At 68.9% G+C, this 24,591-nt stretch carries 20 protein-coding genes; 10 read left to right on the forward strand and 10 right to left on the reverse strand.

Annotation, left to right across the window (positions count from 1 at the left end):
- Window position 1: 1 nt before the first annotated feature.
- From nuoL to IRT45_RS02480, 4 genes are all read left to right on the forward strand, one after another.
- Window positions 2-1,906: an NADH-quinone oxidoreductase subunit L gene (gene nuoL / locus IRT45_RS02465; protein ID WP_194804228.1), complete on the forward strand. Its 1,905-nt coding sequence runs from the start codon at window positions 2-4 to the stop codon at window positions 1,904-1,906.
- Complete coding sequence (locus IRT45_RS02470) at window positions 1,903-3,552, forward strand: NADH-quinone oxidoreductase subunit M (protein WP_194804229.1); 1,650 nt, start codon at window positions 1,903-1,905, stop codon at window positions 3,550-3,552. The genes nuoL and IRT45_RS02470 overlap by 4 nt, the downstream gene beginning before the upstream one ends.
- The gene (gene nuoN / locus IRT45_RS02475) at window positions 3,549-5,174 is read left to right on the forward strand and encodes an NADH-quinone oxidoreductase subunit NuoN (protein ID WP_194804230.1); all 1,626 of its coding nucleotides are present in this window, start codon (window positions 3,549-3,551) and stop codon (window positions 5,172-5,174) included. Before IRT45_RS02470 ends, nuoN begins: the two co-directional genes overlap by 4 nt.
- A gap of 110 nt (window positions 5,175-5,284) precedes the next feature.
- Window positions 5,285-6,109 carry an SAM-dependent methyltransferase gene (locus IRT45_RS02480; protein ID WP_194804231.1) on the forward strand — a complete coding sequence of 275 codons (825 nt, stop codon included), beginning with the start codon at window positions 5,285-5,287 and terminating at the stop codon, window positions 6,107-6,109.
- 15 nt (window positions 6,110-6,124) lie between these two features.
- Here the strand turns inward: IRT45_RS02480 and IRT45_RS02485 are convergent, their stop codons facing one another.
- Complete coding sequence (locus tag IRT45_RS02485; protein ID WP_194804232.1) at window positions 6,125-6,697, reverse strand: TetR/AcrR family transcriptional regulator; 573 nt, start codon at window positions 6,695-6,697, stop codon at window positions 6,125-6,127.
- A 73-nt stretch (window positions 6,698-6,770) separates the two neighbouring features.
- Between IRT45_RS02485 and IRT45_RS02490 the strand changes: the two genes are divergently transcribed.
- Entirely contained in the window at window positions 6,771-7,655 is an 885-nt protein-coding gene (locus IRT45_RS02490; protein WP_194804233.1) for an SDR family oxidoreductase, read from the forward strand.
- 57 nt (window positions 7,656-7,712) lie between these two features.
- Window positions 7,713-8,534, forward strand: a complete 822-nt coding sequence (locus IRT45_RS02495) for a cyclase family protein (RefSeq protein ID WP_194804234.1) — start codon at window positions 7,713-7,715, stop codon at window positions 8,532-8,534.
- Between the two features lie 26 nt (window positions 8,535-8,560).
- On the opposite strand, the gene IRT45_RS02500 is transcribed toward IRT45_RS02495, so the two are convergent.
- From IRT45_RS02500 to IRT45_RS02510, 3 genes are read right to left on the reverse strand one after another with little or no spacing between them, the layout of a single operon-like run.
- Window positions 8,561-9,172, reverse strand: coding sequence for a DUF4232 domain-containing protein (locus IRT45_RS02500; RefSeq protein ID WP_309240765.1), 612 nt, complete (start codon window positions 9,170-9,172; stop codon window positions 8,561-8,563).
- A gap of 31 nt (window positions 9,173-9,203) precedes the next feature.
- Complete coding sequence (locus IRT45_RS02505; protein WP_194804235.1) at window positions 9,204-9,767, reverse strand: 1,4-alpha-glucan branching protein; 564 nt, start codon at window positions 9,765-9,767, stop codon at window positions 9,204-9,206.
- A gap of 9 nt (window positions 9,768-9,776) precedes the next feature.
- Window positions 9,777-10,403: an HdeD family acid-resistance protein gene (locus tag IRT45_RS02510; RefSeq protein WP_194804236.1), complete on the reverse strand. Its 627-nt coding sequence runs from the start codon at window positions 10,401-10,403 to the stop codon at window positions 9,777-9,779.
- Window positions 10,404-10,587: 184 nt separating this feature from the next.
- Here IRT45_RS02510 and IRT45_RS02515 point away from each other — a divergent pair, with 184 nt between their 5' ends.
- A complete protein-coding gene (locus IRT45_RS02515) occupies window positions 10,588-11,901 on the forward strand; it encodes a cytochrome P450 (protein WP_194804237.1) in 1,314 nt (437 codons plus the stop codon).
- Between the two features lie 34 nt (window positions 11,902-11,935).
- On the opposite strand, the gene narI is transcribed toward IRT45_RS02515, so the two are convergent.
- From narI to IRT45_RS02535, 4 genes are read right to left on the reverse strand one after another with little or no spacing between them, the layout of a single operon-like run.
- The gene (gene narI / locus IRT45_RS02520) at window positions 11,936-12,670 is read right to left on the reverse strand and encodes a respiratory nitrate reductase subunit gamma (RefSeq protein WP_194804238.1); all 735 of its coding nucleotides are present in this window, start codon (window positions 12,668-12,670) and stop codon (window positions 11,936-11,938) included.
- Window positions 12,667-13,302, reverse strand: a complete 636-nt coding sequence (narJ, locus tag IRT45_RS02525; RefSeq protein WP_194804239.1) for a nitrate reductase molybdenum cofactor assembly chaperone — start codon at window positions 13,300-13,302, stop codon at window positions 12,667-12,669. Before narJ ends, narI begins: the two co-directional genes overlap by 4 nt.
- Window positions 13,299-14,957 carry a nitrate reductase subunit beta gene (gene narH / locus IRT45_RS02530; RefSeq protein ID WP_194804240.1) on the reverse strand — a complete coding sequence of 553 codons (1,659 nt, stop codon included), beginning with the start codon at window positions 14,955-14,957 and terminating at the stop codon, window positions 13,299-13,301. The genes narJ and narH overlap by 4 nt, the downstream gene beginning before the upstream one ends.
- On the reverse strand, window positions 14,954-18,649 hold the full coding sequence (locus tag IRT45_RS02535; RefSeq protein ID WP_194804241.1) for a nitrate reductase subunit alpha: 3,696 nt from the start codon (window positions 18,647-18,649) through the stop codon (window positions 14,954-14,956). The genes narH and IRT45_RS02535 overlap by 4 nt, the downstream gene beginning before the upstream one ends.
- 250 nt (window positions 18,650-18,899) lie before the next feature.
- Here IRT45_RS02535 and IRT45_RS02540 point away from each other — a divergent pair, with 250 nt between their 5' ends.
- Window positions 18,900-19,568 carry an NAD(P)H-binding protein gene (locus IRT45_RS02540; RefSeq protein ID WP_194804242.1) on the forward strand — a complete coding sequence of 223 codons (669 nt, stop codon included), beginning with the start codon at window positions 18,900-18,902 and terminating at the stop codon, window positions 19,566-19,568.
- Window positions 19,565-19,816 carry a hypothetical protein gene (locus tag IRT45_RS02545; RefSeq protein ID WP_194804243.1) on the forward strand — a complete coding sequence of 84 codons (252 nt, stop codon included), beginning with the start codon at window positions 19,565-19,567 and terminating at the stop codon, window positions 19,814-19,816. The genes IRT45_RS02540 and IRT45_RS02545 overlap by 4 nt, the downstream gene beginning before the upstream one ends.
- Window positions 19,817-19,909: 93 nt before the next feature.
- Here IRT45_RS02545 and IRT45_RS02550 read toward each other — a convergent pair whose 3' ends face one another.
- Window positions 19,910-20,668 carry a MerR family transcriptional regulator gene (locus IRT45_RS02550; protein WP_194804244.1) on the reverse strand — a complete coding sequence of 253 codons (759 nt, stop codon included), beginning with the start codon at window positions 20,666-20,668 and terminating at the stop codon, window positions 19,910-19,912.
- Between the two features lie 74 nt (window positions 20,669-20,742).
- The gene (locus IRT45_RS02555) at window positions 20,743-21,372 is read right to left on the reverse strand and encodes a TetR/AcrR family transcriptional regulator (RefSeq protein WP_194804245.1); all 630 of its coding nucleotides are present in this window, start codon (window positions 21,370-21,372) and stop codon (window positions 20,743-20,745) included.
- Window positions 21,373-21,420: 48 nt separating this feature from the next.
- Here IRT45_RS02555 and IRT45_RS02560 point away from each other — a divergent pair, with 48 nt between their 5' ends.
- Window positions 21,421-24,591, forward strand: a complete 3,171-nt coding sequence (locus IRT45_RS02560; RefSeq protein ID WP_194804246.1) for a carboxyl transferase domain-containing protein — start codon at window positions 21,421-21,423, stop codon at window positions 24,589-24,591.

A 24,591-nucleotide genomic window follows, 5' to 3' on the forward strand; every position in this document is an offset into this window, starting at 1 on the left:
CGTGGGTACCGGGAATCTGCTCTGGCTGCTGCCGGCCCTGCCCGCCGCCGGTGCACTGATCCTGCTGCTGGCCGGACGCACGAGCGACCGCTGGGGGCATTGGCTGGGCTGCGCGACCGCGGTGGCCTCGTTCGGCGTGGCGGTGTGGGCGTTCGCCGAGATGCTCGGCCGCGCCGGCGCCGATCGCGCGGTGTCGCACAACTTCTTCAGCTGGGTGCCGGTGGCCGGGCTGCAGGCGGAGTTCTCACTGCAACTCGATCAGCTGACGATGTGTTTCGTCCTGCTGATCACCGGTGTCGGCTCGCTGATCCACATCTACTCGGTCGGCTACATGGCACACGATCCGGCGCGGCGGCGGTTCTTCGCCTACCTCAACCTGTTCCTGGCCGCGATGCTGACCCTGGTCATGGCCGACAACTATCTGGTGCTCTACCTCGGCTGGGAGGGTGTGGGCCTGGCCTCGTACCTGCTGATCGGGTTCTGGCACGAGAAGCCGTCGGCGGCCGCGGCGGCGAAGAAGGCCTTCGTGGTCAACCGCGTCGGCGACATGGGTCTGGCGATCGCACTGTTCCTGATGTTCGCCACCTTCGGCTCGGTCGATTTCGGGCACGTGTTCGCCGGTGTCCCGCAGGCCGGCGAAGGCACCCTGACCGCCCTGGGCCTGCTGTTGCTGCTCGGCGCGTGCGGTAAGTCCGCCCAGGTGCCGCTGCAGTCCTGGCTCGGTGACGCGATGGAAGGCCCGACGCCGGTGTCGGCGCTCATCCACGCCGCCACCATGGTGACCGCCGGTGTGTATCTGATCGCGCGCTCGAACGCGATCTTCGACGCCGCGCCGGCGGCACGCGCCGGCGTGCTGGTGGTCGGTGCGGTGACGCTGCTGTTCGGCGCCGTCATCGGTTGCGCGAAGGACGACATCAAGAAGGCGCTGGCCGCATCGACGATGAGTCAGATCGGCTATATGGTGCTGGCCGCCGGATTGGGCCCGGCCGGATACGCCGTGGCGATCATGCATCTGCTCACCCACGGCTTCTTCAAGGCCGGATTGTTCCTCGGCGCCGGATCGGTCATGCACGCGATGAACGACGAAACGGATATGCGCCGCTACGGCGGGCTGCGCACGTATCTGCCGATCACGTTCGTCACCTTCGGGCTCGGCTACCTGGCGATCATCGGGGTGCCGCCGTTCGCGGGGTTCTTCTCCAAGGACCGGATCATCGAGGCCGCGTTCGGGTACGGCGGGGCGAACGGCATCACCCTCGGCGCCGCCGCGCTGCTCGGCGCCGGAATCACCGCCTTCTATATGACGCGCGTGATGTTGCTGACGTTCTTCGGTGAAAAGCGCTGGGCTGCACGCGAACCCGAGTCGCAGCCGCATCCGCACGAGGCGCCGGCGGTGATGACCGGCCCGATGATCGTGCTGGCGCTCGGCTCGGTGTTCTCCGGCGGGGTGTTCGTCTTCGGATCGTCGCTGCAGAACTGGCTCGCGCCGGTGGTCGGGACCGAACACGCCGAAAGCGCCGTGCCGGCCTGGGCGGTCACCGTGGCGGCGCTGGTCGTGGTCGCGATCGGGATCGCGGTCGCCTACCGCCAGTACGCGCGGCGGCCGGTGCCACGCACCGCCCCGCAGGACGTCACGCCGCTGACCGTCGCGGCTCGGCGCGATCTGTACGGCGACGCGTTCAACGAGGCCGCGTTCATGCGTCCGGGCACCCACCTGACCCGCTCGCTGGTCTTCCTCGACAACCGCGGAATCGACGGCATCGTCAACACCACGGCCGCGGTGATCGGCGGCCTGTCGGCGCGAATCCGGCGCGTGCAAACGGGTTTCGTGCGCTCGTACGCCCTGTCCATGTTCACCGGCGCGGCCCTGGTGGTCGCGGCCCTGCTGGCGGTGAGGTTGCTGTGACGGAGTTTCCCTGGCTGACCACACTGTGGGTGCTGCCCCTGGCCGGCGCCGTCGTGGTGCTGGCCGTCCCGGCCGGCCGGCGCACGCTGGCCCGGGTGACCGGACTCGTGTTGTCGCTGGCAACCCTGGGCGTCGCGATCGTCGTCGCGGTGCGTTTCGATCCGGGCGGCCCGCAGTATCAACTCATCGAATCACACCGCTGGATACCGGCTTTCGGCGCCGGCTACACCCTCGGCGTCGACGGGATCGCCCTGGTGCTGCTGCTGTTGACCGCCGCACTGGTGCCGCTGCTGATCCTCGCCGGATGGAAGGACGACCGCGAGGCGGGCAGCGGGCGGCGGGTCGCGCACATCTACGTGGCGCTGACTTTGATCGTCGAGGCGATGGTGCTGATTTCGTTCGTCTCGCTCGACATCCTGCTGTTCTACGTGTTCTTCGAGGTCATGCTCATCCCGATGTACTTCCTCATCGGCGGATTCGGGCCCCGCAGCACCGGCGGCGAATCGGCGGCCGTGGAATTGGTACTGCGGCAGCAACGTTCGCGCGCGGCGGTGAAGTTCCTGCTGTACAACCTGTTCGGCGGCCTGATCATGCTGGCCGCGGTGATCGGGCTGTACGTGCTCACCGCGCGGGCCCATCTCGGCGGCGAGGGCGGGACCTTCGACTTCCGGGCGGTCACGGCGGCGGCGAATTCCGGGCAGCTCGGCGCCGGGCCGGCCGTGCTCAACGCGCTGTTCCTCGGCTTCATGTTCGCCTTCGCGGTGAAAGCGCCGCTGTGGCCGCTGCACACCTGGCTGCCGGGCGCCGCGGTCTCGGCCACACCCGCGAGCGCGGTGCTCATGATGGCGGTGGTCGACAAGGTCGGCACCTTCGGCATGCTGCGCTACTGCCTGCTGCTGTTCCCGGCCGCCTCGACCACCTACGCGCCGATGATCAGCGTGCTGGCGGTGATCGGCATCCTCTACGGCGCGCTGCTGGCCATCGGGCAGACCGATGTGATGCGCCTGATCGCCTACACCTCGATCTCGCATTTCGGCTTAATCATTCTCGGCATCTTCGCGATGACCAATCAGGGTGGTGCGGGCGCGACGCTGTACATGGTCAATCACGGCATCTCGACCGCGGCGCTGTTCCTCATCGCGGGATTCCTGGTGTCGCGCCGCGGAACTCGGGCGATCGCCGATTTCGGCGGCGTACAGAAGGTGGCGCCGATATTGGCGGGCACCTTCCTGATCGCGGGTCTGGCGACGCTCTCACTACCCGGACTGGCGCCGTTCGTCAGCGAATTCCTCGTGCTCGTCGGCACGTTCACGAGATATCCGGTGGCGGCGGTGTTCGCCACGGGCGCGTTGGTGCTTGCGGCGCTCTACGTGCTGTGGATGTACCAGCGGATGATGACCGGGCCGGTCCGCAAGGGCAACGAGCGCTTGCCGGATCTGCTGCCGCGCGAACTGGTCGTGGTCGTGCCGTTGCTGGCGGCGTTGCTGGTCCTCGGCGCCTATCCGAAACCGGTTCTGGACCGGATCAATCCGGCGGTGGCCGGCACCCTCACCACCATCGGCAAACACGATCCGGCGCCCACGGTCGCGCCGGATGCGGCGACCGTACCGGCCGCGACCACTCCGAGCGGAGGTAACCACCGGTGAATCAGTATCTGGCCGCGACGGTTCCGGCTCCCTCGATCGAATATCACGCCCTGTCACCGATGCTCGTCGTCTTCGGCGTGGCCGTCGCCGGGGTGCTCGCCGAGGCGTTCCTGCCGCGGTCGTGGCGTTACCCGGTTCATCTCGTGCTCGCGCTGGGCGGTTTGGTGGCGGCACTGGTGGCGGTGATCGCACTCGCGGGCACCCACGCCACGGTGGCCGTCGGCGCGGTCGCCGTCGACAACGTGACGCTGATGCTGCAGGGCACCATCCTGGTGGTCGCGATCCTCGCGGTCGCGCTGATGGCCGAACGCGGTATCGAACCGCGGTTGGCGCGCGAAAGCCGGGAGGGTCCCGGGACCTGGAGCCGGGCGGCCGCGGTGGCCTCCGGCGCGGTCGTGGTCGATGCGTTCACCCCGCAGGCGGCGGCGGTGCCGGGCAGTTCGGACGAGATCGCCGCCGCGCGGGCGGGTATCGCCACCACCGAGGTCTTTCCCCTGACACTGTTCGCGGTCGGCGGCATGCTGCTGTTTCCCGCCTCCAACGATCTGCTGTCGATGTTCGTCGCGCTCGAGGTGCTGTCGCTGCCGCTGTATCTGCTGTGCGGGCTGGCGCGGCGGCGTCGGCTGCTGTCGCAGGAGGCGGCGCTGAAGTACTTCCTGCTGGGCGCGTTCGCCTCGGCCTTCTTCCTGTACGGGATGGCTCTGTTGTACGGCTACGCCGGTACGGTTCGGCTCTCCGGCATCGCCGACGCGGTGGCCCGGGACTCCGGCTCGAAAACGCTTGCGGTGCTGGGTGTGGCGATGCTGGTGGTCGGGTTGCTGTTCAAGATCGGCGCGGTGCCGTTCCAGTCGTGGGTGCCCGATGTGTATCAGGGCGCGCCGACCGCGGTCACCGCGTTCATGGCGGCGGCGACCAAGATCGCGGCAGTGGGCACACTGCTGCGCATCCTGCAGGTCGCGGTGCCGGGACTGAGTGCGGATTGGCGTCCGATCCTGGGAGCCGTGGCGGTGGCCACGATGGTGCTGGGCGCCATTCTCGCCGTGACCCAGACCGATGTGAAGCGCATGCTCGCCTACTCCTCGATCGCGCACGCCGGGTTCATCCTCACCGCGCTGGTGGCGGCCAACTCCGACGGGGTGTCATCGGTGCTGTTCTATCTCGCCGTCTACGGCGTGAGCACGGTCGGCGCGTTCGCGGTGGTCACGCTGGTGCGCGACCGTGTCGGAGACGAGGCCACCGCACTGTCGGCGTGGGCCGGGCTCGGCCGCCGGTCCCCTTGGCTGGCAACGGTTTTCGCGCTGTTTCTGCTGTCGTTCGCGGGCATTCCGCTGACCAGTGGTTTCGTCGGGAAATTCGCCGTGTTCTCGGCGGCCGCCTCCGGACACGCGGCGTATCTGGTGATCGTCGGTGTGATCTCCAGTGCGATCGCGGTGTTCTTCTACATTCGCGTCATCGTGCAGATGTTCTTCACCGATCCGCCGGAGGCGCCGCCCGCCGTGGTCACCGCGCCGGTGACCACGATGGTCGTCATCGTCACCGGCGCCGCCACGCTGGCCCTGGGTATCGTGCCGCAGCCGCTGCTCGACCTGGCGAACCGCGCGGTCGGATTCGTCTCCGGGTGATGCCGGGAAATGCTTCGCAGACAACGGTTCTCGGCGACACGGCTCCGAAAAGCCAACGGTGGCCCTAGGATCGAGCCCGACGACGACCTCCGCGCACAGAAACAGGTGTCATGACCGACAGCGCCGCACAGGTGGATCAATCCAAGCCGAGTATCGCCCGCGTGTACGACTATCTGCTGGGCGGGCGCGACAACTACGCCGTCGACCGCAAGGTCGGCGACTACTTCATCAACGATCTGCCCGGCTCGGTCGCCATCGCCTATGCCAACCGGCAGGCCATGATTCGCGCGGTCGCCGATATCGCGGACTCCGGTGTGCGCCAGTTCATCGATATGGGCAGCGGGCTGCCGACCGTCGACAATGTGCATCAAGTCGCGCAGCGTCACCTCGACGCGCCGCGCGTGGTGTACGTGGACAACGATCCGATCGTGCTGGCCCATGGTCGCGCACTGTTGTCCGCCGACGACCACACCACGGTCATCCACGCCGATCTGCGTGATCCGGAGGCCATCTTCTCCCATCCGGATCTGCAGCGGCTGATCGATTTCGACGAGCCGGTGGCGGTGATCTTCAGCGCGATCCTGCACCACCTCAACAACGACGAGAATCCCGCCGAACTGGTGCGGTGGTGGACCGACCGGATCCCGGTCGGCTCGCAGATCTACATCTCGCACTTTCGTTCCGGCTTCAACGAGGAGACGCAGGCCGCCGAGGAGAAACTGCAGGCGACGTTCGGGCGGGGGCGCTGGCGTTCGGACGAGGAGATCCTCGACCTGTTCGGCGATCTCGAGGTGCTCGAGCCCGGGCTCGAGATCTGCGCCCGCTGGCGGCCCGCCGAAGCCGACGCCTCGGTCGCACGCATCGGTCCCGCCGAGCGCGAACCGACCCTGTGGGAACAACTGATCGCGTGCGCCCTGGCCCGGAAGACCCACTGAGGCGCCCACTCCGGCTCACGCGAACAGGCCGGTCCGCGCCACCGCGACGAGGCGTTGCGCGTGGTCCGCGCCGGCCTGCTCGCGCGTCCAGGCCGCGGCGTTGATCAGGGTGGCGATGTCCGCGGCCGTCACCTCGGTGCGCAGCGCGCCCGTATCCCGCGCACGCTCGGTCAGGCGTTCGGTGATGCGATCCATCCTCGCGCAGTCGGCGTGCAGTTCGTGGTCGTCGTCGTGCGCTCCCTCGGCGAGCAGGGCGGCCAATCCCTGATAGGTGGCGGCGTGCTCGACCACGAGCGCGACCCATGCCGCCAGATTCTCGGCGGGTTCCTCCTGCCGATCGCAGAGGTTCTCCCCGCGATCGAACAGTGTCGCGTTGCGTTCCGACAACAGCGCGGCGATCAGCGCGCGGCGCGTGGCGAAATGGCCGTACAGGGTTCCGATTCCGACGCCGGCTCGCCGCGCCACCTGCTCGAGCGGCGCGTCGACGCCGCCTTCCGCGAAGACGGTATCGGCGGCCGCCAGCAGGGCCTGCCGGTTGCGGCGGGCGTCGGCGCGCGGCTTGCGCCGGGTGGACGGGGTGTCGTTCACAACCAACCCTTCTAAGTCGAGGCAGCCTCGAGTTAATATTTCGAGGGTCCCTCGAGTTTAGTAGGAGTTGCGCATGATCCTGGTCTTCGGCGCCACGGGTTCGATCGGCCGCCACGTGGTTCGTCACCTACGGCGCGAACAGGTCCCGTTTCGAGCGTTCGTGCGGGATGCGGACCGCGGGCGGGAATTGGGTGGGGACGTCGCGGTCGGCGACCTCGACGAGCCGGAAACACTGACGGCCGCGATAGCGGGCGTCGATCGGATATTCCTGTGTTCGCCGGGCGCCGTGCCGGTCTCGGGACCGCAACCGATGATCGCTCAGCAGAACGCGGTGATCGACGCGGCCGTTCGCGCGGGCGTGCGGATCGTGGTGAAGGTGTCGGTGTGGGGCGCGCGGATCGGCGGCCTGCTGGCCGAGGGTGCACACGGCGAGATCGAGGCTCATCTCGAGGCTTCCGGCCTGGAGTGGTCGGTGTTGCAGCCGAGCGGGTTCATGCAAAACTTTCTCACCGGCACCGGTTCCTTCACCAGCAGCGGCGATCTCATCGGCGCATACGGTGACGCCGGGGTCTCCTATGTGGATTGTGCCGATATCGCCGCGTGCGCGGTGGCGCTGCTGACCGACGGGCGCGGCGCGGGCGAACGGTTCGTGGTGACCGGCCCGCAGGCGCTGTCGCATAGCGAGATCGCCGCCGAATTGTCGACGGTGGTCGGCCGGACCGTGTCGTATGTGGATCTGCCGGTGCGCGAGTTCGCCGAGCGTCTGGTCGCCCAGGGGCTTCCCGCCGAATTCGCCGACGACGTCGCCCACCTCTATCGCGAGGTGGCGGCAGGCACACTGTCCGAAACCACCTCGGCGGTGGCCGATCTCACCGGGCGACCGGCCACGACATTCGCCGAATTTCTCGCTCGGGAACGAAAAGCATTGCGGCACTGGCTACCTCGCATCGCGGGCTGAGTGCGACTCGCTGTCCCCTGCCGGGCCGCCCCGGCAGCGACTAAGCTGCCGGTCACCATGTGCGCCCCTCGGATCGTCCGGATCGCCCACGACAGCGCCGATTTCCCGGCGGCCTCGTCGCGGCGCGCCTTGTCGGGCGCCGCGGGCCTGGCGGCACTGGCGGCGGCCACCGCACCCATCGCACGCGCTCGCACGGGAACCGTCGTCGACCTCACGCATCCAGTGGGGCCGAATACACCGATGTGGCCGGGCAATCCACCGTTCGCGATGGTTCCGGTGGGATGGCATGCGCTGGGAGGTTTCGATCAGAACGCGATCGCGCTGTGGGAGCACACCGGAACACATGTCGACGCACCACTGCGCCGCGCGTCCGGCGGGGCGGCGCCCGGCACCTTCCCGGTGCGCGATCTGGTGGCGCCGCTCATCGTGATCGACATCAGCGCGAAGGCGGCGTTCGACGTCGACGCGACGGTCACGATCGACGACATCGATGCCTTCGAGCGGATCTACGGCCGCATTCCACCGCGCGCCTTCGTCGCCATGTACTCCGGGTGGGAGCGTCGGCTCGCCCATCCGGCGGCCTTCGTCAACCTCGACGCCGAGGGCACCCCGCATGCCCCCGGCTTCTGCGCCGAGGCCGCGGAATACCTTGTGCGCCAGCGCGATATCGCCGGTGCGGGGGTGGATACTCTCAGCCTCGACCACGCGGCCGACCTCGACTACGGCGCTCACACGGCATTCCTCGGCGGCGGGCGCTACGGCGTGGAGATGGTGGCCAACCTCGGCTCGGTCCCGCCGACCGGTGCCACCGTCGTGGTCGGCGGACCCGAACATATCGGCGGCACCGGCGGGCCGTGCCGGATGCTCGCCCTCACCTGAGATCCGGCACCCCGCGGCGGGCCGGCTCAGCCGGTGACCGGATGTACTTGCAGAGCGCAGGTGTCGATGGTGGTGTGCACGGTGTGGGTGTCGGTCGAATCGGGGGCTGTCACAGCCAGACTCGTGTACAGCGGGCAGTCCTCGCCGGCCGGGCCCGTCGCGGACCCTTCCACGACCGCACGGGCGGGGCGGCCGGGCAGCACGGTGACGGTGGGCGGAGTGTCGTCGTCGCTGGGCAGGCCGCCCATATAGCCGCGGGGGGTGCGTTGGGCGTGCAGGACCGGGCCGCCCTCGCCGGTGTCGACGCCGGGATAGCCGCCGATCGTGCAGGGCGGGGTGTCGGCGGCGAGGGTGAAGGTCAGTTCGACGCCGCGATGCATCATGCCCGGCGAAAGGGTGTGAGCGGCGATGTCGAGTTGACGCGGCCGGCACGCGGCGACGGCCGACCCGGTGGTGGTGGGCGCCGCCGTGGGGCTTGCCTGTGGCGAAGGCGCCTCGGCGGCGGAGGTTTCGGTGGCCGGGCGTGCCGATGTGGCGGTTGCGGAGTCGTGCCGCGCACAACCGGCGAGCGCCGTGGCGGCGGCCGCGCCGACCACCACCGCCGCTGCCGTCCGAGTTCCGTATCTGCCGATCAGCACCTCGACTCCTTCCGGCCGCACGCGTGCACACTCAGTTCACCGCTGCCTCCAGCACGACCCCCGCGGCCGTCGCGCCCTCCGCATCGGTCCAGCCCACTCGGACCCACCCGTGCGCGGATGCGGCCGACCGCGACGGAATCCGGTTGACGCGCACCGCGTTCGCTGTTTCCGCAGCGACGGCGGACACTTCGACGGTGCGGGCGGCGGTGTCGCTGCGGTTCTGGTCCTGGGCCACCGCGCGCCCGGTGAGCAGCGCCGCCATCTGCGCGAGTGCCACCGGATCGTGCGCGGCGTCGTAGATCCACCTGGTCCCGAGCACACCGTGTTGGGAGGTGCCGATCAGCGCCGCGTCGGCGCCGGGAAGCGGGGCGCCCCGGTAGGTCATCGGCACGTGGTAGACGGGCCGGCGGGCATCGGCGGTGTCGACCACGAGCATGTGTTCGATGCCCACCTCGCCGTCGGGGTCGTCGAGGCGGAAACCGCCCGCCTTGTGCAGGTGCGGCGTTGTGCCGGTGAACCATTCGCGCGTCGGCAGCCATGCGGTGAGGAGGTCGAGTTTGCCCGGCTCGAGGGTGGTGTGGTGTACGACAGCCATAAGCCGACCCTAATCCGCGGCCCGGACCGGGGTGTGCGCGCGCGGACCGAGCAGGCCGCGCACCCCCACCTGGTCGCCGCCGCGTTCCGGACGGCGGATGCGCACAGCCATGCGGATCTCCATCGCGCCGAGCAGGATCAGGCAGACACCGACCAGAACCGACAGGGCCGCGACGGTGTCGATCGGCCACACCAGCACGACCAGCCCGGCCAGCAGCGTCGCCACGCCGTAGCCTTCGCGCCGGCCCGGCTTCGGCAGATCTTCCGACCAGGCCGCGACGATCGCCTGCACGATGCCACGGATCATCCATCCCATCCCGACCCACATGGCCAGCAACGCCACCCAGTCTCCGCTGCGCATGCACCACAGAGCCAGCAGTACCGACAGGGCCCCGCTCACCAATTCCAGCGCCTTGAGCCCGCCGCGGATGCGCGCCCGGAACGCCACCGTGAATTGCCAGGCGGCGGTCAACAGCAGCGTCGTGCCGAGCAATAGCTCCGCTACCTGAACGGACTTATCGGGCCAAACGAGCAGAACCACCCCGACGACGACCGACGCGCAACCGATCGCGCACGCCAGGTGCCAGGCATCACCAGCGAAGACATCCCTGCGTCCGGCCGCTCGGAAGGTGGGCATGGCCCCGATGATATGGCCCCGGACGGTGCGCACTGCGCAATTTCACAGGTTCGGCCCAGCCGATCCAGCTATCGGACAGCCGCACACCCGCGTGTAGAACGTGTGTGGTTCGGTAACGGCTACCGGGCTACCGTAGGTGGGATATCGGATCTCGCATCGCCGCGGACCGCCGGGAGGTTACCTCATGAGCACTGTGTTTCCGCCGGGTCCCCGGCTGCCGCGAGTGGCGCAGACGCTGCTGCACGCGAAATGGCGGGGCTGGTTCGCCGGGGTGGCGTCGCGCCGCTACGGCGATGTCTACACGATGCGCATGATCGCACCGTATGCCGAGAATCTGGTGGTGTTCTCGCGGCCGGAGCACATCCGCGAAATCTTCGCCGGTGCCCCGGCGGATCTGCATGCCGGCGAGGGTAATCGGGTGCTGGAGCCGGTGATGGGACAGCATTCGCTGTTGCTCACCGACGAGGACGAACACGCCCGCGCCCGCCGGTTGCTGATGCCGGCGTTCACCGGCTCGGCGCTGCGCGGCTATCGCGACCTGGTCGAGGCCATCGCCAAACATCACATCGACCAATGGCAGCCGGATACCACCCTCGTGACGTTGCCGCGGATGAACGAACTGACACTCGATGTGATCATGCAGGTGGTGTTCGGTATCAGCGAGCAGCGCGGACGTGCCGAACTCGCACCGCGGCTGCGGTATCTGGTCGATGTGGGCCCGCTGATCTTCCTGGGCTGGAAATGGCATCGGCTGCAGCGTTTCGGCCCGTGGAAACGGTTCGCCGACAACAAGGACGCGATCGACGCGCTGCTCTACGAGGAGATCGCGCGCCGGCGCGGCGAGCCCGATCCCGGCGACCGCGCCGATGTGCTGGCCCGGTTGCTCGCGGTGGGCGCGGAGGCCGGTGACGAGCCGCTCTCGGATGCCGAACTCCGCGATCAGCTGGTGACCCTGTTGCTGGCCGGGCACGAGACCACCGCGTCGGCGCTGTCGTGGGCGATGTTCGAATTGGCCGCCCATCCCGACGTGCAGCAGCGGGCGCGGCGCGCGGCCGCCGAGGGTGACGACAAATATCTGGAAGCGGTGCTGAAGGAGGCGATGCGCCGCCATCCCGTCATCGGCGGCACCTTGCGCCGGCTGACGCGCGAAACCACGATCGGCGGGTACACGCTGCCGCGCGGCACCGTCGTGCAGACCTCGATCGTGCTGGCGCATGCGAATCCCGACAATCATCCCGAACCCGAAAGTTTCCGTCCCGAACGCTTTCTCGACGGCAGTGTCGCCGCCAATACCTGGCTGCCGTTCGGTGGTGGTGTGCGCCGCTGTATCGGCGCCGGATTCTCACTGATGGAGGGCACGGCGGTGCTGTCGGAGGTGCTGGGCCGATTCGCCCTGGCTCCGGTGCGCACCCGCGAACGCGGGCGCATCCGCAACATCACCAACGTGCCCGCCCACGGGGCGCCGGTACTGCTGCGACCCCATCCGGGCACGCTCTGATCCGGCAGAACCCATCCCGGAGGGTTCCGGCCCGCTACCGCACCCGTTCCCAGCCGCGCGGCGGCCGGTGCGCCCCGAGCGACCCGTCCCGGCTGCGATAGACCAGGTAGGGCCGCGTCAGATAGCCGACGGGCGCGGAGAATACGTGGACCAGACGGCTGAACGGCCAGAACGCGAACAGCGCACAGGCCGAGAGCGCGTGCAGCCGAAAGCCCAACGGCGCTCCGGCCATCAGCTCGGGGTGCGGGTCGAGAAACAACAGCGACCGGAACCACGGCGACACGTCGGTGCGGTAGTTGTGCGGATCGCCGGTCGCGTTGCCGTAGACGGTGGCGGCGAGCCCGAGCGCCAGCGTCAGGCCCAGCAGCACATACATGATCTTGTCGTTGCGGGTGGTCGCGGAGAACACCGAGCCGACGGTGCGGCGGCGGTAGATCAGGATGCCCAGCCCGGCCACCGTCGCGATGCCGGCGACGGCGCCGAGGCTGAACGACACGATGTGATAGGCGGTTTCGCTGATACCGATCGCCTCGGTCCACGACTGCGGGATGACCAGTCCCAGGACGTGTCCGAGGAACACGAACACGATGCCGTAGTGGAACAGCGGGCTGCCCAGCCGCAGCAGCCGGTTCTCGTACAGCTGCGAGGAGCGGGTGGTCCAGCCGAATTTGTCGTAGCGGTAACGCCAGATCAGCCCCACCACGCAGACCGCCAGCGCCGCGTACGGCACCGCCACCCACAGCAGCACGTCGATCGCGCTCACGGTCATCGGCGGCCTCCGATCGGTGTCGGCATGTAGGTGGGCGGTGCGAACGGCTCGGTGCCGACCTCCTCACCGGGCGGTCCGGCGGCGATGAGCCGGGCGACGGCCTCGCTGTCGGTGCCACGCAGTGGTGGCAATGTGGCAGACACCGAATCCAAAACCCCCGCCCACGGAGATCCGTACTCGCGCAGGGCTGCTCGCATGACCTCGACGCCGGCGCGGTGGTCGGTCAGCACCCGCAGCCCGGCTTCCGGTTCGGTGGCGGCGAATTCGAGGACGACGGCCAGATGGTCGGGTAGTTCCGCGTCGTCGAGTTGCCACCCGGCACGGCGGTAGAGCTGCTTGAGGCGCAGCAACGCCATCCCGCGTTTGCGGGTGTCGCCGTGGGAAAAGTAGGTGAGATAGGGGCTGAACCGCTTGCGGTGGTCGAAGGTATCGACGTATTCGCTGCCCAGCAGCATCGGCGGAGTGCTCGCCAGGTGCGACAGCAACGGACGCACGGGTGTGCCGACCGCGACCGGCAGCGCCGCCGTCGCCCGGGTGAGCAGCGGCAGCGAATCCAGCAGCGCCGCATCGGGATAGCCGAGCAGCAGCGACTGGATCTGCCATGCCGCGCAGCGCGTCGCCGTGCGGGTCATGGTCGATGCCTCCCGCCCCGCCGCCGCGGTAACAGGCCCGCCGGCCGCCCGCGCCCGTCCCAGTTGAGCAGGTTCACCCGCGTCGGCTCCGAGGTGGGCGCGTCGGCGGTCTGGCGGTCCTGCAACATGCGGAAGTTCTCCACCGCGACCGGCGTGGGCCCGCCGGAGCTTTCGCCGAACGGACCCCAGCCGCCCATCCCCGGGCCGCCGTCACGGTCCAGATCGCATTCGGTGGCGAGTTCCTCGAGCCCGTGCGCCTGTTCGGCATGAGCCGTCGGGACGACGTAGCGTTCGTCGTATTTCGCCAGTGCCAGCAGCCGATACATGTCGTAGAGCTGTTCCTCGGACATGTCGACGGCGGCGGCGATCTGCGGGCGCGGCGGACGGCCGAGATTGACATCGCGCATGTAGCTGCGCATCGCCGCCATGCGCCGCAGCACCGCCTCGACCGGTGCGGTGTCGCCCGCGGTGAACAGTTGCGCCAGATAGTCGACCGGGATACGCAGGGCCTCGATCGCGGCGAACAGGTTGCCGTGATCTTCGGCGTCGTGGCCGGTATCGCGCAGCACATCCACCACCGGCGACAGCGGCGGGATGTACCAGACCATCGGCACGGTGCGGTATTCCGGATGCAGCGGCAGCGCGACCCGATAGGTGCGGATCAGCGCGTAGACCGGCGAGCGCTGCGCGGCCTGCACCCAGTCGCGCGGAATTCCGGCGCGTTCACACGCCGCGATCACCTGCGGATCGAACGGATCGAGAAAGGCGTCGCGTTGCGCCGCGTACAGATCGCGTTCGTCCGGGGTGGACGCGATATCGGTGACGGTGTCGGCGTCGTAGAGCAGCACGCCGATATAGCGCAGCCGCCCCACACACGTTTCCGCGCACACCGTCGGCAGGCCGACTTCGAGCCGCGGGAAGCAGAAGGTGCATTTCTCCGCCTTACCGGTGCGGTGGTTGAAATACACCTTCTTGTACGGGCATCCCGACACACACATGCGCCAGCCGCGGCACCGGTCCTGATCGACCAGGACGATGCCGTCCTCGGCGCGCTTGTAGATCGCCCCCGACGGACACGCCGCCATACACGCCGGGTTCAGACAGTGTTCGCAGATGCGCGGCAGATAGAACATGAAGGTCTGCTCGAACTCGAATCTGACCTTGTCGCCGACCTTGTCCAGCAGCGGGTCGCCCGCGGCGAGTTCGGGCGCGCCGCCCAGATTGTCGTCCCAGTTGGCCGACCAGGTGATGGCGGTGTCGCGGCCGGTGATCAGCGAGCGCGGCCGCGCCACCGGTGAATGCCGTTGCAGCGGAGCGGTGGTCAGCGTGTCGTAGTCGTAGGTCCACGGCTCGTAGTAGTCCGACAGTTCGGGCAGGGTCGGATTGTCGAAGATCGTGAACAGTGTCCGCATGCGACCGCCGCGCCGCAGCCGCAACCGGCCCTTGCGGTCGAGGACCCAGCCGCCTTTCCAGCGGCTCTGATTCTCGTAGGTGCGCGGATACCCTTGTCCTGGACGGGTTTCCACATTGTTGAACCAGACGTATTCGACTCCGGCGCGGTTGGTCCAGGTTTGTTTGCAGGTCACCGAGCAGGTGTGGCAGCCGATGCATTTGTCGAGGTTCATCACCATCGCCAGGTGCGCCATGGGCCTCATCGGTAGGTCACCTCCTGGCCCCGGCGGCGGATCACGGTCACTTCGTCGCGTTGATTCCCGGTGGGGCCGAGATAGTTGAAGGCGAACGACAATTGCGCGTAGCCACCGATGAGATGTGTGGGTTTGATCAGCAGCCGGGTGAGCGAATTGTGGATGCCGCCGCGCCTGCCGGAGGTTTCGGCCAGCGGCACATCGATCAATCGGTCCTGGGCGTGATGCATGTACACCGTGCCTTCCGGCATGCGATGCGAGACGACGGCACGGGCCACCACCACACCGTTGCGGTTGACCGCCTCGATCCATTCGTTGTCGCGCACACCGAGTTTCGCCGCGTCCCGATCGGAGAGCCATATCGTCGGGCCGCCGCGCGACAGGCTCAGCATCAACAAGTTGTCCTGATATTCGGAGTGGATGGACCACTTCGAATGCGGGGTCAGATAGCGCAGCGACAGTCCGCGCTCGCCGTGCTCACCCAATCGAGGTTCGTCGAACAGGGCCGACATGTCCAGCGGCGGCCGGAAGACCGGCAATTGTTCACCGACCTCGGCCATCCAGTCGTGATCGAGATAGAAGTGCTGGCGTCCGGTGAGGGTGTGCCACGGTTTGGCGCGTTCGACATTGACGGTGAACGGCGAATATCGCCGCCCGCCGCTTTCGGATCCGGACCATTCCGGTGAGGTGATCACCGGCACCGGCGCGACCTGGGTGTCGGCGAAGGTGATGCGCTTGCCGGCGTGTTCGGCGGCCAGATCGGCCAGCGGGGTGCCGGTGCGCTGTTCGAGGGTGTGAAAGCCCTGCACCGCGAGGCGGCCGTTGGTGGTACCGGACAGCGCCAGGATCGCCTCGCAGGCGTCGATATCGCGTTCGAGACTGGGACGCCCGGCGGCCGGTCCCCCGCGCACGATGCCGTTGCGCGCGGCCAGGTCCGACACCTCCTGGCCCACGTCGAAGGTGACGCCCTTGGTCGCCGCACCGAGCCGGTCGACCAGTGGCCCGAGTGCGCCCATCTTCGCGCGGACCGCGCCGTAGTCGCGTTCGACGACGGTCAGCCGCGGCATCGTCAGACCTGGAACGGGTGGGCAGGCACCGGTTTTCCAGTCCCGCACCGCGCCGTGCGGGGTGGCGAGTTCGTCGGGGGTGTCGTGCAGCAGTGGTGTCGCGACGATATCGGTGCGTACCCCCAGGTGTCGGCGCGCCAAGCGGCTGAATTCGGCGCCGATACTCGCGAACGCGTCCCAGTCGGTGCGGGTCTGCCACGGCGGTGCGATCGCGGGACTGAACGAATGCACGAACGGGTGCATATCGGTGGAGGACAGATCGTATTTCTCGTACCAGGTCGCGGCCGGCAGCACCACATCCGAGTACATGGTGGTGCTGGTCATCCGGAAATCCAGCGTCAGCAGCAGATCGAGCTTCCCCTCCGGGGCCTGCTCGTGCCACACCACGTCGCGCGGCCGGGCCTCCGGCGGGGCTTGCTCGGCTCGCAGCGAGGAGTCCGCGCCGAGCAGATGACGCAGGAAGTATTCGTTGCCCTTGGCGGAGGAACCCAGCAGATTGGATCGCCAGATCGACAGCACGCGAGGGAAATTCGCCGGGTTGTCGGGGTCCTCGCAGGCGAACCGCAGCTTTCCCCTCGTCAGCTGGTCGACGATATGCTCCGCGGGAGTGCGGCCCGCGCGTTCGGCCTCGTCGGCCAGGTCGAGGGGGTTGCGGTCGAAGGTCGGATACGACGGGGTCCAGCCCATGCGGGCCGCCTGCGCGATGAGGTCGGCGGTGCTGCGCCCGGATAGGTCGCCCGGACCGGTGGTCGTGGTGAGGGTGTCGGCGGCGAAGGGGTCGTAGCGGAACTGATCGGTGTGCAGGTACCAGTAGACGGTCTGGTTCATGTGCCGTGGCGGGCGGGTCCAGTCGGTGGCGTTGGCCACCGTCGCCCAGCCCGTGACGGGCCGGCACTTCTCCTGGCCCACGTAGTGCGCCCAGCCGCCGCCGTTGCGCCCCTGGCAGCCGGTCAGTGTCGTGAGGGCCAGGAAGGTGCGATACATGGTGTCGGAGTGGAACCAGTGGTTGGTGCCTGCGCCGAGGATGATCATCGAACGGCCCTGGGTCTGTTCGGCATTGGCGGCGAATTCGCGGCCGATGCGCGCCGCGGCGGCGGCCGGTACCCCGGTGATCGCCTCTTGCCACGCCGGTGTTCCGGGATGGGCGGCGTCGTCGTAACCGGTGGGCCATTCCCCGGGCAGTCGCTCGCGCCGCACGCCGTAGCGGGCCAGCATCAGATCGAACACCGTGGTGACGAGATGGCCGCCGACCGTGCGCACCGGAACGCCGCGTCGCACGACGGCGGCGGCGCCGTCGGCGGTGTCGAAGCGAGGCAGTTCCACCACCACCGCCCTGTCGCCGGCGGCCGACAGCGCCGGCTCCACACCGCCCAGTTCCAGATTCCAGCGTCCGGCGCCTTCGGCGCCGTAGCGGAATCCCAGAGATCCGTTGGGTACCACCGGTTTTCCTTGCCGGTCCAGCAGCACGGTCTTGAATTCGGCGTGTTCGGTGCGGGCGAATTCGTCGAGATCGGCGGCGGTGAGGAATTTGCCGGGGCGGTGCACGCCGTCGCGTTCCTCCAGTCGCACCAGGAACGGTAGATCGGTGAACCGGCGCACGTAGTCCTCGAAATACGGCACCTGCCGGTCGACGAAGAATTCCCGCAGGATCACATGTCCCATCGCCATCGCCAGGGCTGCGTCGGTGCCCGGATGCGGGGCGAGCCATTCGTCGGCGAATTTCACGTTGTCGGCGTAGTCGGGCGCGATCGCGATCACCTTCTGGCCGCGATAGCGGGCCTCGGTCATCCAGTGCGCATCCGGCGTGCGGGTCACCGGGACGTTCGAACCCCACATCATGAGATAGCCCGCGTCCCACCAATCTCCGGACTCGGGCACATCGGTCTGGTCGCCGAAGACCTGCGGGGAGGCGACGGGCAGATCGGCGTAGAAGTCGTAGAACGACAGCATCGACCCGCCGATCAGCGAGATGAACCGCGAACCGGCCGCGAACGACACCATCGACATGGCGGGGATCGGTGAAAATCCCGCGACCCGGTCGGGTCCGAAGGTTTTGATGGTGTGCACATGGGCCGCGGCCACCAACTCGACCGCCTCCTCCCAGCCGGCGCGGACCAGTCCGCCGCGACCACGGGCGCTCTTGTAGCGCCGCGCCGCCTCGGGATCGGAGACGATCGATTCCCAGGCGGTGACCGGATCGCCGGTGCGCGCCTTGGCTTCCCGATACATGTCGAGCAGCACACCGCGGATGTACGGGTAGCGGATGCGGGTGGGTGAATAGGTGTACCAGGAGAACGCCGCGCCGCGCGGGCAGCCGCGGGGCTCGTATTCGGGGCGGTCGGGACCGACGGACGGATAGTCGGTGGCCTGGGTCTCCCAGGTGATGATGCCGTCCTTGACATACACCTTCCACGAACACGATCCGGTGCAGTTGACGCCGTGCGTGGAGCGCACCACCTTGTCGTGGGCCCAGCGTTCGCGGTAGAACTCGTCGGCCTGGCGGCCGCCGCGCACGTATTCGGTGCGCAGATCCGCGGATACGGTGGCGCGGGTGAAGAACCGCCGACTGCGAATCAGCGCTGCCGTCACGTCGGAATCCAGGGCCGCGTCGTTCCCGCGTGCGGTACGTGCCATCTGCCCGCCTCTCGCCCGGATCGCGGCGTCCCGCGCGATCGCCTCACACCGTCACACGAACACTGGCACCGTAATCGCTAACCATTGGCAATCGGCGTATTTCGGCGGCAACGGATACGGAGTCGACATCGGCGGTTTCCAGCGATCACGTAGCACTCACAGGTCGCAACCACACCCGGACGCGGGCCGTGTCGGCGCGAAGTCCACAATCGGCAGTGGACCGCACTCGCCGACAGAGAGGTGATCACTCGTGAAGGTGTTCCAGATCGGCGCGGCGGGCGGCGTGGGCCGCCGCCTCGCGCAACGGCTGACGGACCGCGGTGACCGGGTCACCGGTATGCATCGCAATCCCGAACAAGCCGAAACCGTCGCGGCGACCGGGGCGACGCCGGTGGCCGGCGACCTGATCCACGACACCGTCGAGGATTTGGCGGCCAAGATCGCCGGGCACGACGCCGTGGTGTTCTCCGCGGGCGCCCACGGCACCGGCCCCGACAAGACCACGGCGATCGACGGCACCGGATTGGAGAAGGCGGCCGCCGCCGCGGCGCAGGCAGGTGTCTCGCGCTTCGTGCTGGTATCGGTATTCCCCGACGCCGGCCGCGACCGCGAAACCTCCGAGGGGTTCGAACATTACATGCGGGTGAAGAAGTCCGCGGACGTCCATCTGACCCACACCGCGCTCGACTGGATCATCGTGCGCCCGGGCACGCTGCTCGACGATCCGGGTTCGGGCACCGTCACCGCCGGCCTGGCCATCGAATACGGGTCGGTCGCCCGCGACGACGTCGCCGCCTTCATCGACGCGGCCCTGCACGAACCGGCGCTGAACCGGGTCATCGTCGAACTCACCGGCGGCAGCACCCCGGTCGCCGACGCGGTGGCCGAGCTGGTCGCCGCGACGACGAAAATCATGTGACCGCCCGGCGTCGCCGGCTGTGGCTGCGTCACCACCAACGGCCGGCGGTGCCGACGGTGGTCGGTGCGTGCCTCGGCCTGGCCGGTCTGGTGCCGGTGATCGATCCGCGTTCGGGTGCCGCAGCCGATCGGATCGGCATCGCGTGGGCCCTTCTCGCCATGGCCTGCGGGGTCGCCTATTTCCTGCTCTCCGCCCGCGGTGACGGCACGCTGCCGGGAACAGCACTGGCCGTGGGCACTGCTCGGTGAGGCCCCGCACCCGGTCCAGCTTCTCGGCGGGGTGCGGGGCCTCACCGGCGTGCTCGTCGTGCGCCGCGGCGAGGCGGCCACCGCCGGCGCCGATCAGTCGGTGAGCCGCTGCTCGGCGTAGACGGCCATGGCCTCGCGCTGGTATTCGGCCAGGCCGGCCGCGATCCGGTCGTAGTTCGCCTTGAACCGCTCGTCATCGACGTACATCTGGCCGAGGCAGATGTAGGCGCTGCGGTTCGGGGTCCAGAAACGGCGGATCCCCTCGTACTGAGTGTGGATTTCGGCTTGGACCGCCGCATCCTCGACCGGTGTCCCGGCGGCCATGAACTCGGCCATCCGGATCATCGTCGCGGTCAGCTCCCGCTGCATGCGCTCGACATCCTCGGCGGTCATCTCGGCGGTCGCCTGCCGGGACCGCTCGAATTCTTCGGGCCAGCGCTCCCGGGCCTCGTCGTCGTACTGCGTGTGATCGAAGCCCGCGAACAGGTTCTCCGGGCGGTTGATCTGCACTGACATCTCCTTCTTCCCTTCGAGTTCGGCGATGGTGCGCGCCACGGTCTCGACCATTCGTCCCAGCCGATCGCGTTCGGCGAGCAGCCGGGCGTACTGGCGTTTGAGCGCCGCCAGCGTGTCCGGTTCGGAGTCGACCGCCTCGGCGATCTCGGCCAGACCGAGACCCAGCTCCCGCAGCACGAGGATCTGCTGCAGCCGCAGCAGGCTGTGCTCGTCGTAGTAGCGATAGCCGTTGCTGCCCACGTGGGCCGGGGTGAGCAGGCCGATGTCGTCGTAGTGGCGCAAGGTGCGAGCGGTGACTCCCGACATCTTCGCCACCTCCGCGATCGACCAGCTCATGGTGCTTCCCATCTGTCCTGAGGCCGGCCGCTCCGGCCTCGTCTTCGACGGTAGAAGTTGCCGCAACGTGAAGGTCAAGCCGAATTCTCGGCGGCCGGGCGCAGCCCGAGCAGGGTTTCGGCGATGCGCCGCATCTGTTCGAGATACCGGGCGCGCGCGGGCGGCGGTTCGGCCCGGCGGTCGAGTATGCCGCGGGTCAGTGCGTAGCCGACGGTTTCGGCGACGACTCGGACCGGTGCCGCGGGGGTGATGGTTCCGGCGCGGTGTTCGCGGTCCAGGTAGCGCGTGAAGCGGCGGATGGGGCGTTCGGAGATTTCGGCGGCCAGCTCGCCGATCCGGGGGTCCACGGTGCCGCGCTCGTCGATCAATCGCAGCAGCGGCCCGGCGTGCAGCACCGCTTCGGCGAACGATTCGATGGTGGCGCGCAACATCTCTCGCGGATCGGAGTCGGTCAGATCGGGTTCCTGGGCGGCGAGGAATTCGTCGCGCACCCTCGTGGCGAGGGCGTAAAAGATCTCGTCCTTGGAGGCGAAGTACACGTACAGCGTCGCGCGGGAGACGCCGGCCCGTGCGGTGATCGCGGCCACCGTGGTCGCCGCGTAGCCGCGTTCGATGAAGACGTCGGCCGCGGCATCGAGCAGGCCGCGATACCGGTCGGTCTCCGAGCGTTCCCGGGCCGCGCGCACACTCCACGCCGACGTCATACCGTCCAGCATATTGACGTTGACGTCAATGTCAATCAGACTGGCGGCATGCAGGTGGTGGTGGCGAACCGGGGTGAAGTGGCGGTCCGGGTGTTGCGTACGGCGCGAGAGCGCGGCTACGGCACCCGGGTGTTGTCGACGGCGGACGAACCGGACGCGATGCCGGTGCGACTGTCCGGCGAGGCGGTCCGGCTCCCCGGCGCGGGAGCCGCGGCCTACCTGGACATCGACGCCGTCGTCGCGGCCGCCGGCAGTGCGGGACCGGGTGCGCTGGTCCATCCGGGATACGGATTCCTCAGCGAGAGCGCCGATTTCGCGGCCGCGTGCGCGGCGGCGGGTCTGGTGTTCGTCGGGCCCGCTCCGGAGGTGCTGCGGATTTTCGGTGACAAGGTCGCCGCGCGGCGCGCCGCGGAACAGGCCGGTGTCGCGGTCGTGCCCGCCACCTCCGGTGTCGCCGGGCCCGAGCAGATCGAGGCGCTGCTCACCGCCCACCCCGAGGGCGTGATGATCAAGGCGACCGCCGGTGGCGGCGGCCGCGGCATGCGGGTGGTGCGCCGGCGCGAGGAACTGGCGCAGGCCTATGCGCACTGCCGGGCCGAGGCCCGCGCGGGTTTCGGTGACGACACCGTCTACGCCGAGGCGCTGGTCGAACACGCCCGCCACATCGAGGTGCAGATCGTCGCCGACGGTTCGCGCGCGGTCGCGGTCGGCGATCGCGATTGCAGCGTGCAGCGGCGCCGCCAGAAACTGATCGAGATCGCGCCCGCACCCTCCCTCGCGCCGGATCTGCGCGAGCGCCTGCACGCCGAGGCGGTACGACTGGCCGAAACGGTCGGCTGCCGGGGCGTGATCACCGTCGAATTCCTGGTGCGCGACGACACCGCCTGGTTCCTGGAGGTCAATCCGCGGTTGCAGGTCGAGCACACCGTGACCGAGGAGGTGACGGGCCTGGATCTGGTGGCCGTGCAGTTCGATCTCGCGCAGGGCCGCACCCTCGACGATCTCGAGCTGCCCTCCACCACCCGCGGATATGCGGTGCAGGTGCGTGTCAATGCCGAAATCCTCAGCGCGACAGGCGATGTCCTGCCCAGCACCGGCGTGCTCACCCGGTTCACCCCGCCGAGCGGATCAGGTGTGCGCGTCGACACCGCCGCCTACAGCGGTATGCGCCAAGGCGCCGGTTTCGATTCCCTGCTGGCCAAGATCATCGCGCGCGGACCGACCTGTGCGGCGGCGCTGCGGCGCGCCGCCGACGCCCTGGCCGAAACCACGATCGACGGCGTCGACACCACCGTCGCCCTGCAGCGTGCCGTCCTGGACGCCTTGCCCGGCGACACCACGGTCGACACGCTGTGGTTCGAGCGCCACAGCGCCGAATTGGTTACCCGGGCCGAGGAATCGGCTCCCCCGCCGGCGCCGCCGGTCGACGCTGCGCCGTCGGCGGACCGGTACGACGGCGACGAGCAGGTGCTGCGCTCACCGCTGGGTGGCACGGTGATCAGTGTCGTCGAACCGGGCACGGTGGTGGCCGCGGGTGCCGAGGTCGCCGTCGTCGAGGCGATGAAGATGCATCACGTGGTCCGCGCGGGACAGTCGTTGCGGGTGGTGCGGGTGCTGGCCGAGCCCGCGACGGTGGTGGATCCGCATGCGCCGCTGCTGGTGTGGGACGACGCGGATCACGACGGCGCGGACGCCGACATCGCGGCCGTCGATCTGGATGCCGAACGCGACGATCTGGCGCAGGTGCGGGCCCGCCACCGCGCCGGACTCGACGAGGCACGCCCGGAGGCGGTCGCCAAACGGCACCGGCTGGGGCGTCGCACCGCCCGCGAGAACATCGCGGATCTGGTCGACGACGACAGTTTCGTCGAATACGGAGCGTTGGCGGTGGCGGCGCAGCGTTCCCGGCGCAGCATCGAGGATCTCATCGCGAATACGCCGGCCGACGGGCTCGTCGCCGGGGTCGCGACCGTCAACGCCGCCCGATTCGGTCACGACCGCGCGCGGGCGGTGGTGATGTCCTACGACTACACGGTGCTGGCCGGCACCCAGGGCATGCGCAATCACGCCAAGACCGACCGAATGCTGGAACTGGCACGCGAACAACGACTTCCGGTGGTGTTCTTCACCGAGGGCGGCGGCGGCAGACCCGGCGACACCGATCACTCGGGCATCTCGGGCCTGGACGTGACGACCTTCCGCGCGATGGCCGCGCTGTCGGGCACGGTCCCGCTGATCGGCATCGTGTCCGGACGCTGCTTCGCCGGTAACGCGGCGCTGCTCGGCATGTGCGACGTCGTCATCGCCACCCCCGACGCCAATATCGGCATGGGCGGGCCCGCGATGATCGAGGGCGGCGGACTGGGTGTCTACGCGCCGGAGGAGATCGGCCCCGTGCGGGTGCAGCGCCGCAACGGTGTGGTGCACATCGTCGCGGCCGACGAGGCCGAGGCGGTGGCGATCGCCCGCGACTATCTCGGCTATTTCCAAGGGACCGTGGACATGTGGGAGGAGCCGGACCCGCGATCGGCCCGCCATGTGGTGCCCGAGGATCGGCTGCGGGCCTACGACATCCGCGCGGTCGTGGCCGCGATCGCCGACACCGGTTCGGTCCTGGAAGTGCGCCGCGACTGGGGCGTGGGTGTGGTCACCGCCTTCATCCGCGTGCAGGGCAGACCCTTCGGGCTCATCGCCAACGACTGCCATCACCTCGGCGGCGCGATCGACGCCCCCGCCGCCGACAAACTCAGCGCCTTCCTGCGCCTGTGCGACGCACACGGTCTCCCCATCGTGTCGCTGTGTGACACACCGGGTTTCATGGTCGGTCCGGAGGCCGAAACCCATGCCACGGTCACGAAGTTCAGCCGCCTGTTCATCGACGCGGCCGCCATGTCGGTGCCGTGGGGCACCGTCATCCTGCGCAAGGGCTACGGATTGGGTGCACAGGCGATGGCGGCCGGCTCGTTCCGCGCCCCGCGGTTCGTCGTCGCCTGGCCGACGGGGGAAATCGGCGGGATGGGTCTCGAGGGAGCGGTGCGCCTGGGCTTCGCGAAGGAACTGGCGGCGATCGAGGATCCGGTGCAGCGCAGCGCCGCGTTCGACAATCTGGTGCGCGCGGCCTACGAGAGCGGGAAGGCGCTCACCGCCGCGACGGTGCTCGAACTCGACGATGTGATCGATCCGGCGCAGACCCGCCGCTGGATCGGCACCCTGCGCTGA

The organism is Nocardia sp. BSTN01 (genome assembly GCF_015354405.1).
Taxonomy (GTDB): Bacteria; Actinomycetota; Actinomycetes; order Mycobacteriales; family Mycobacteriaceae; genus Nocardia.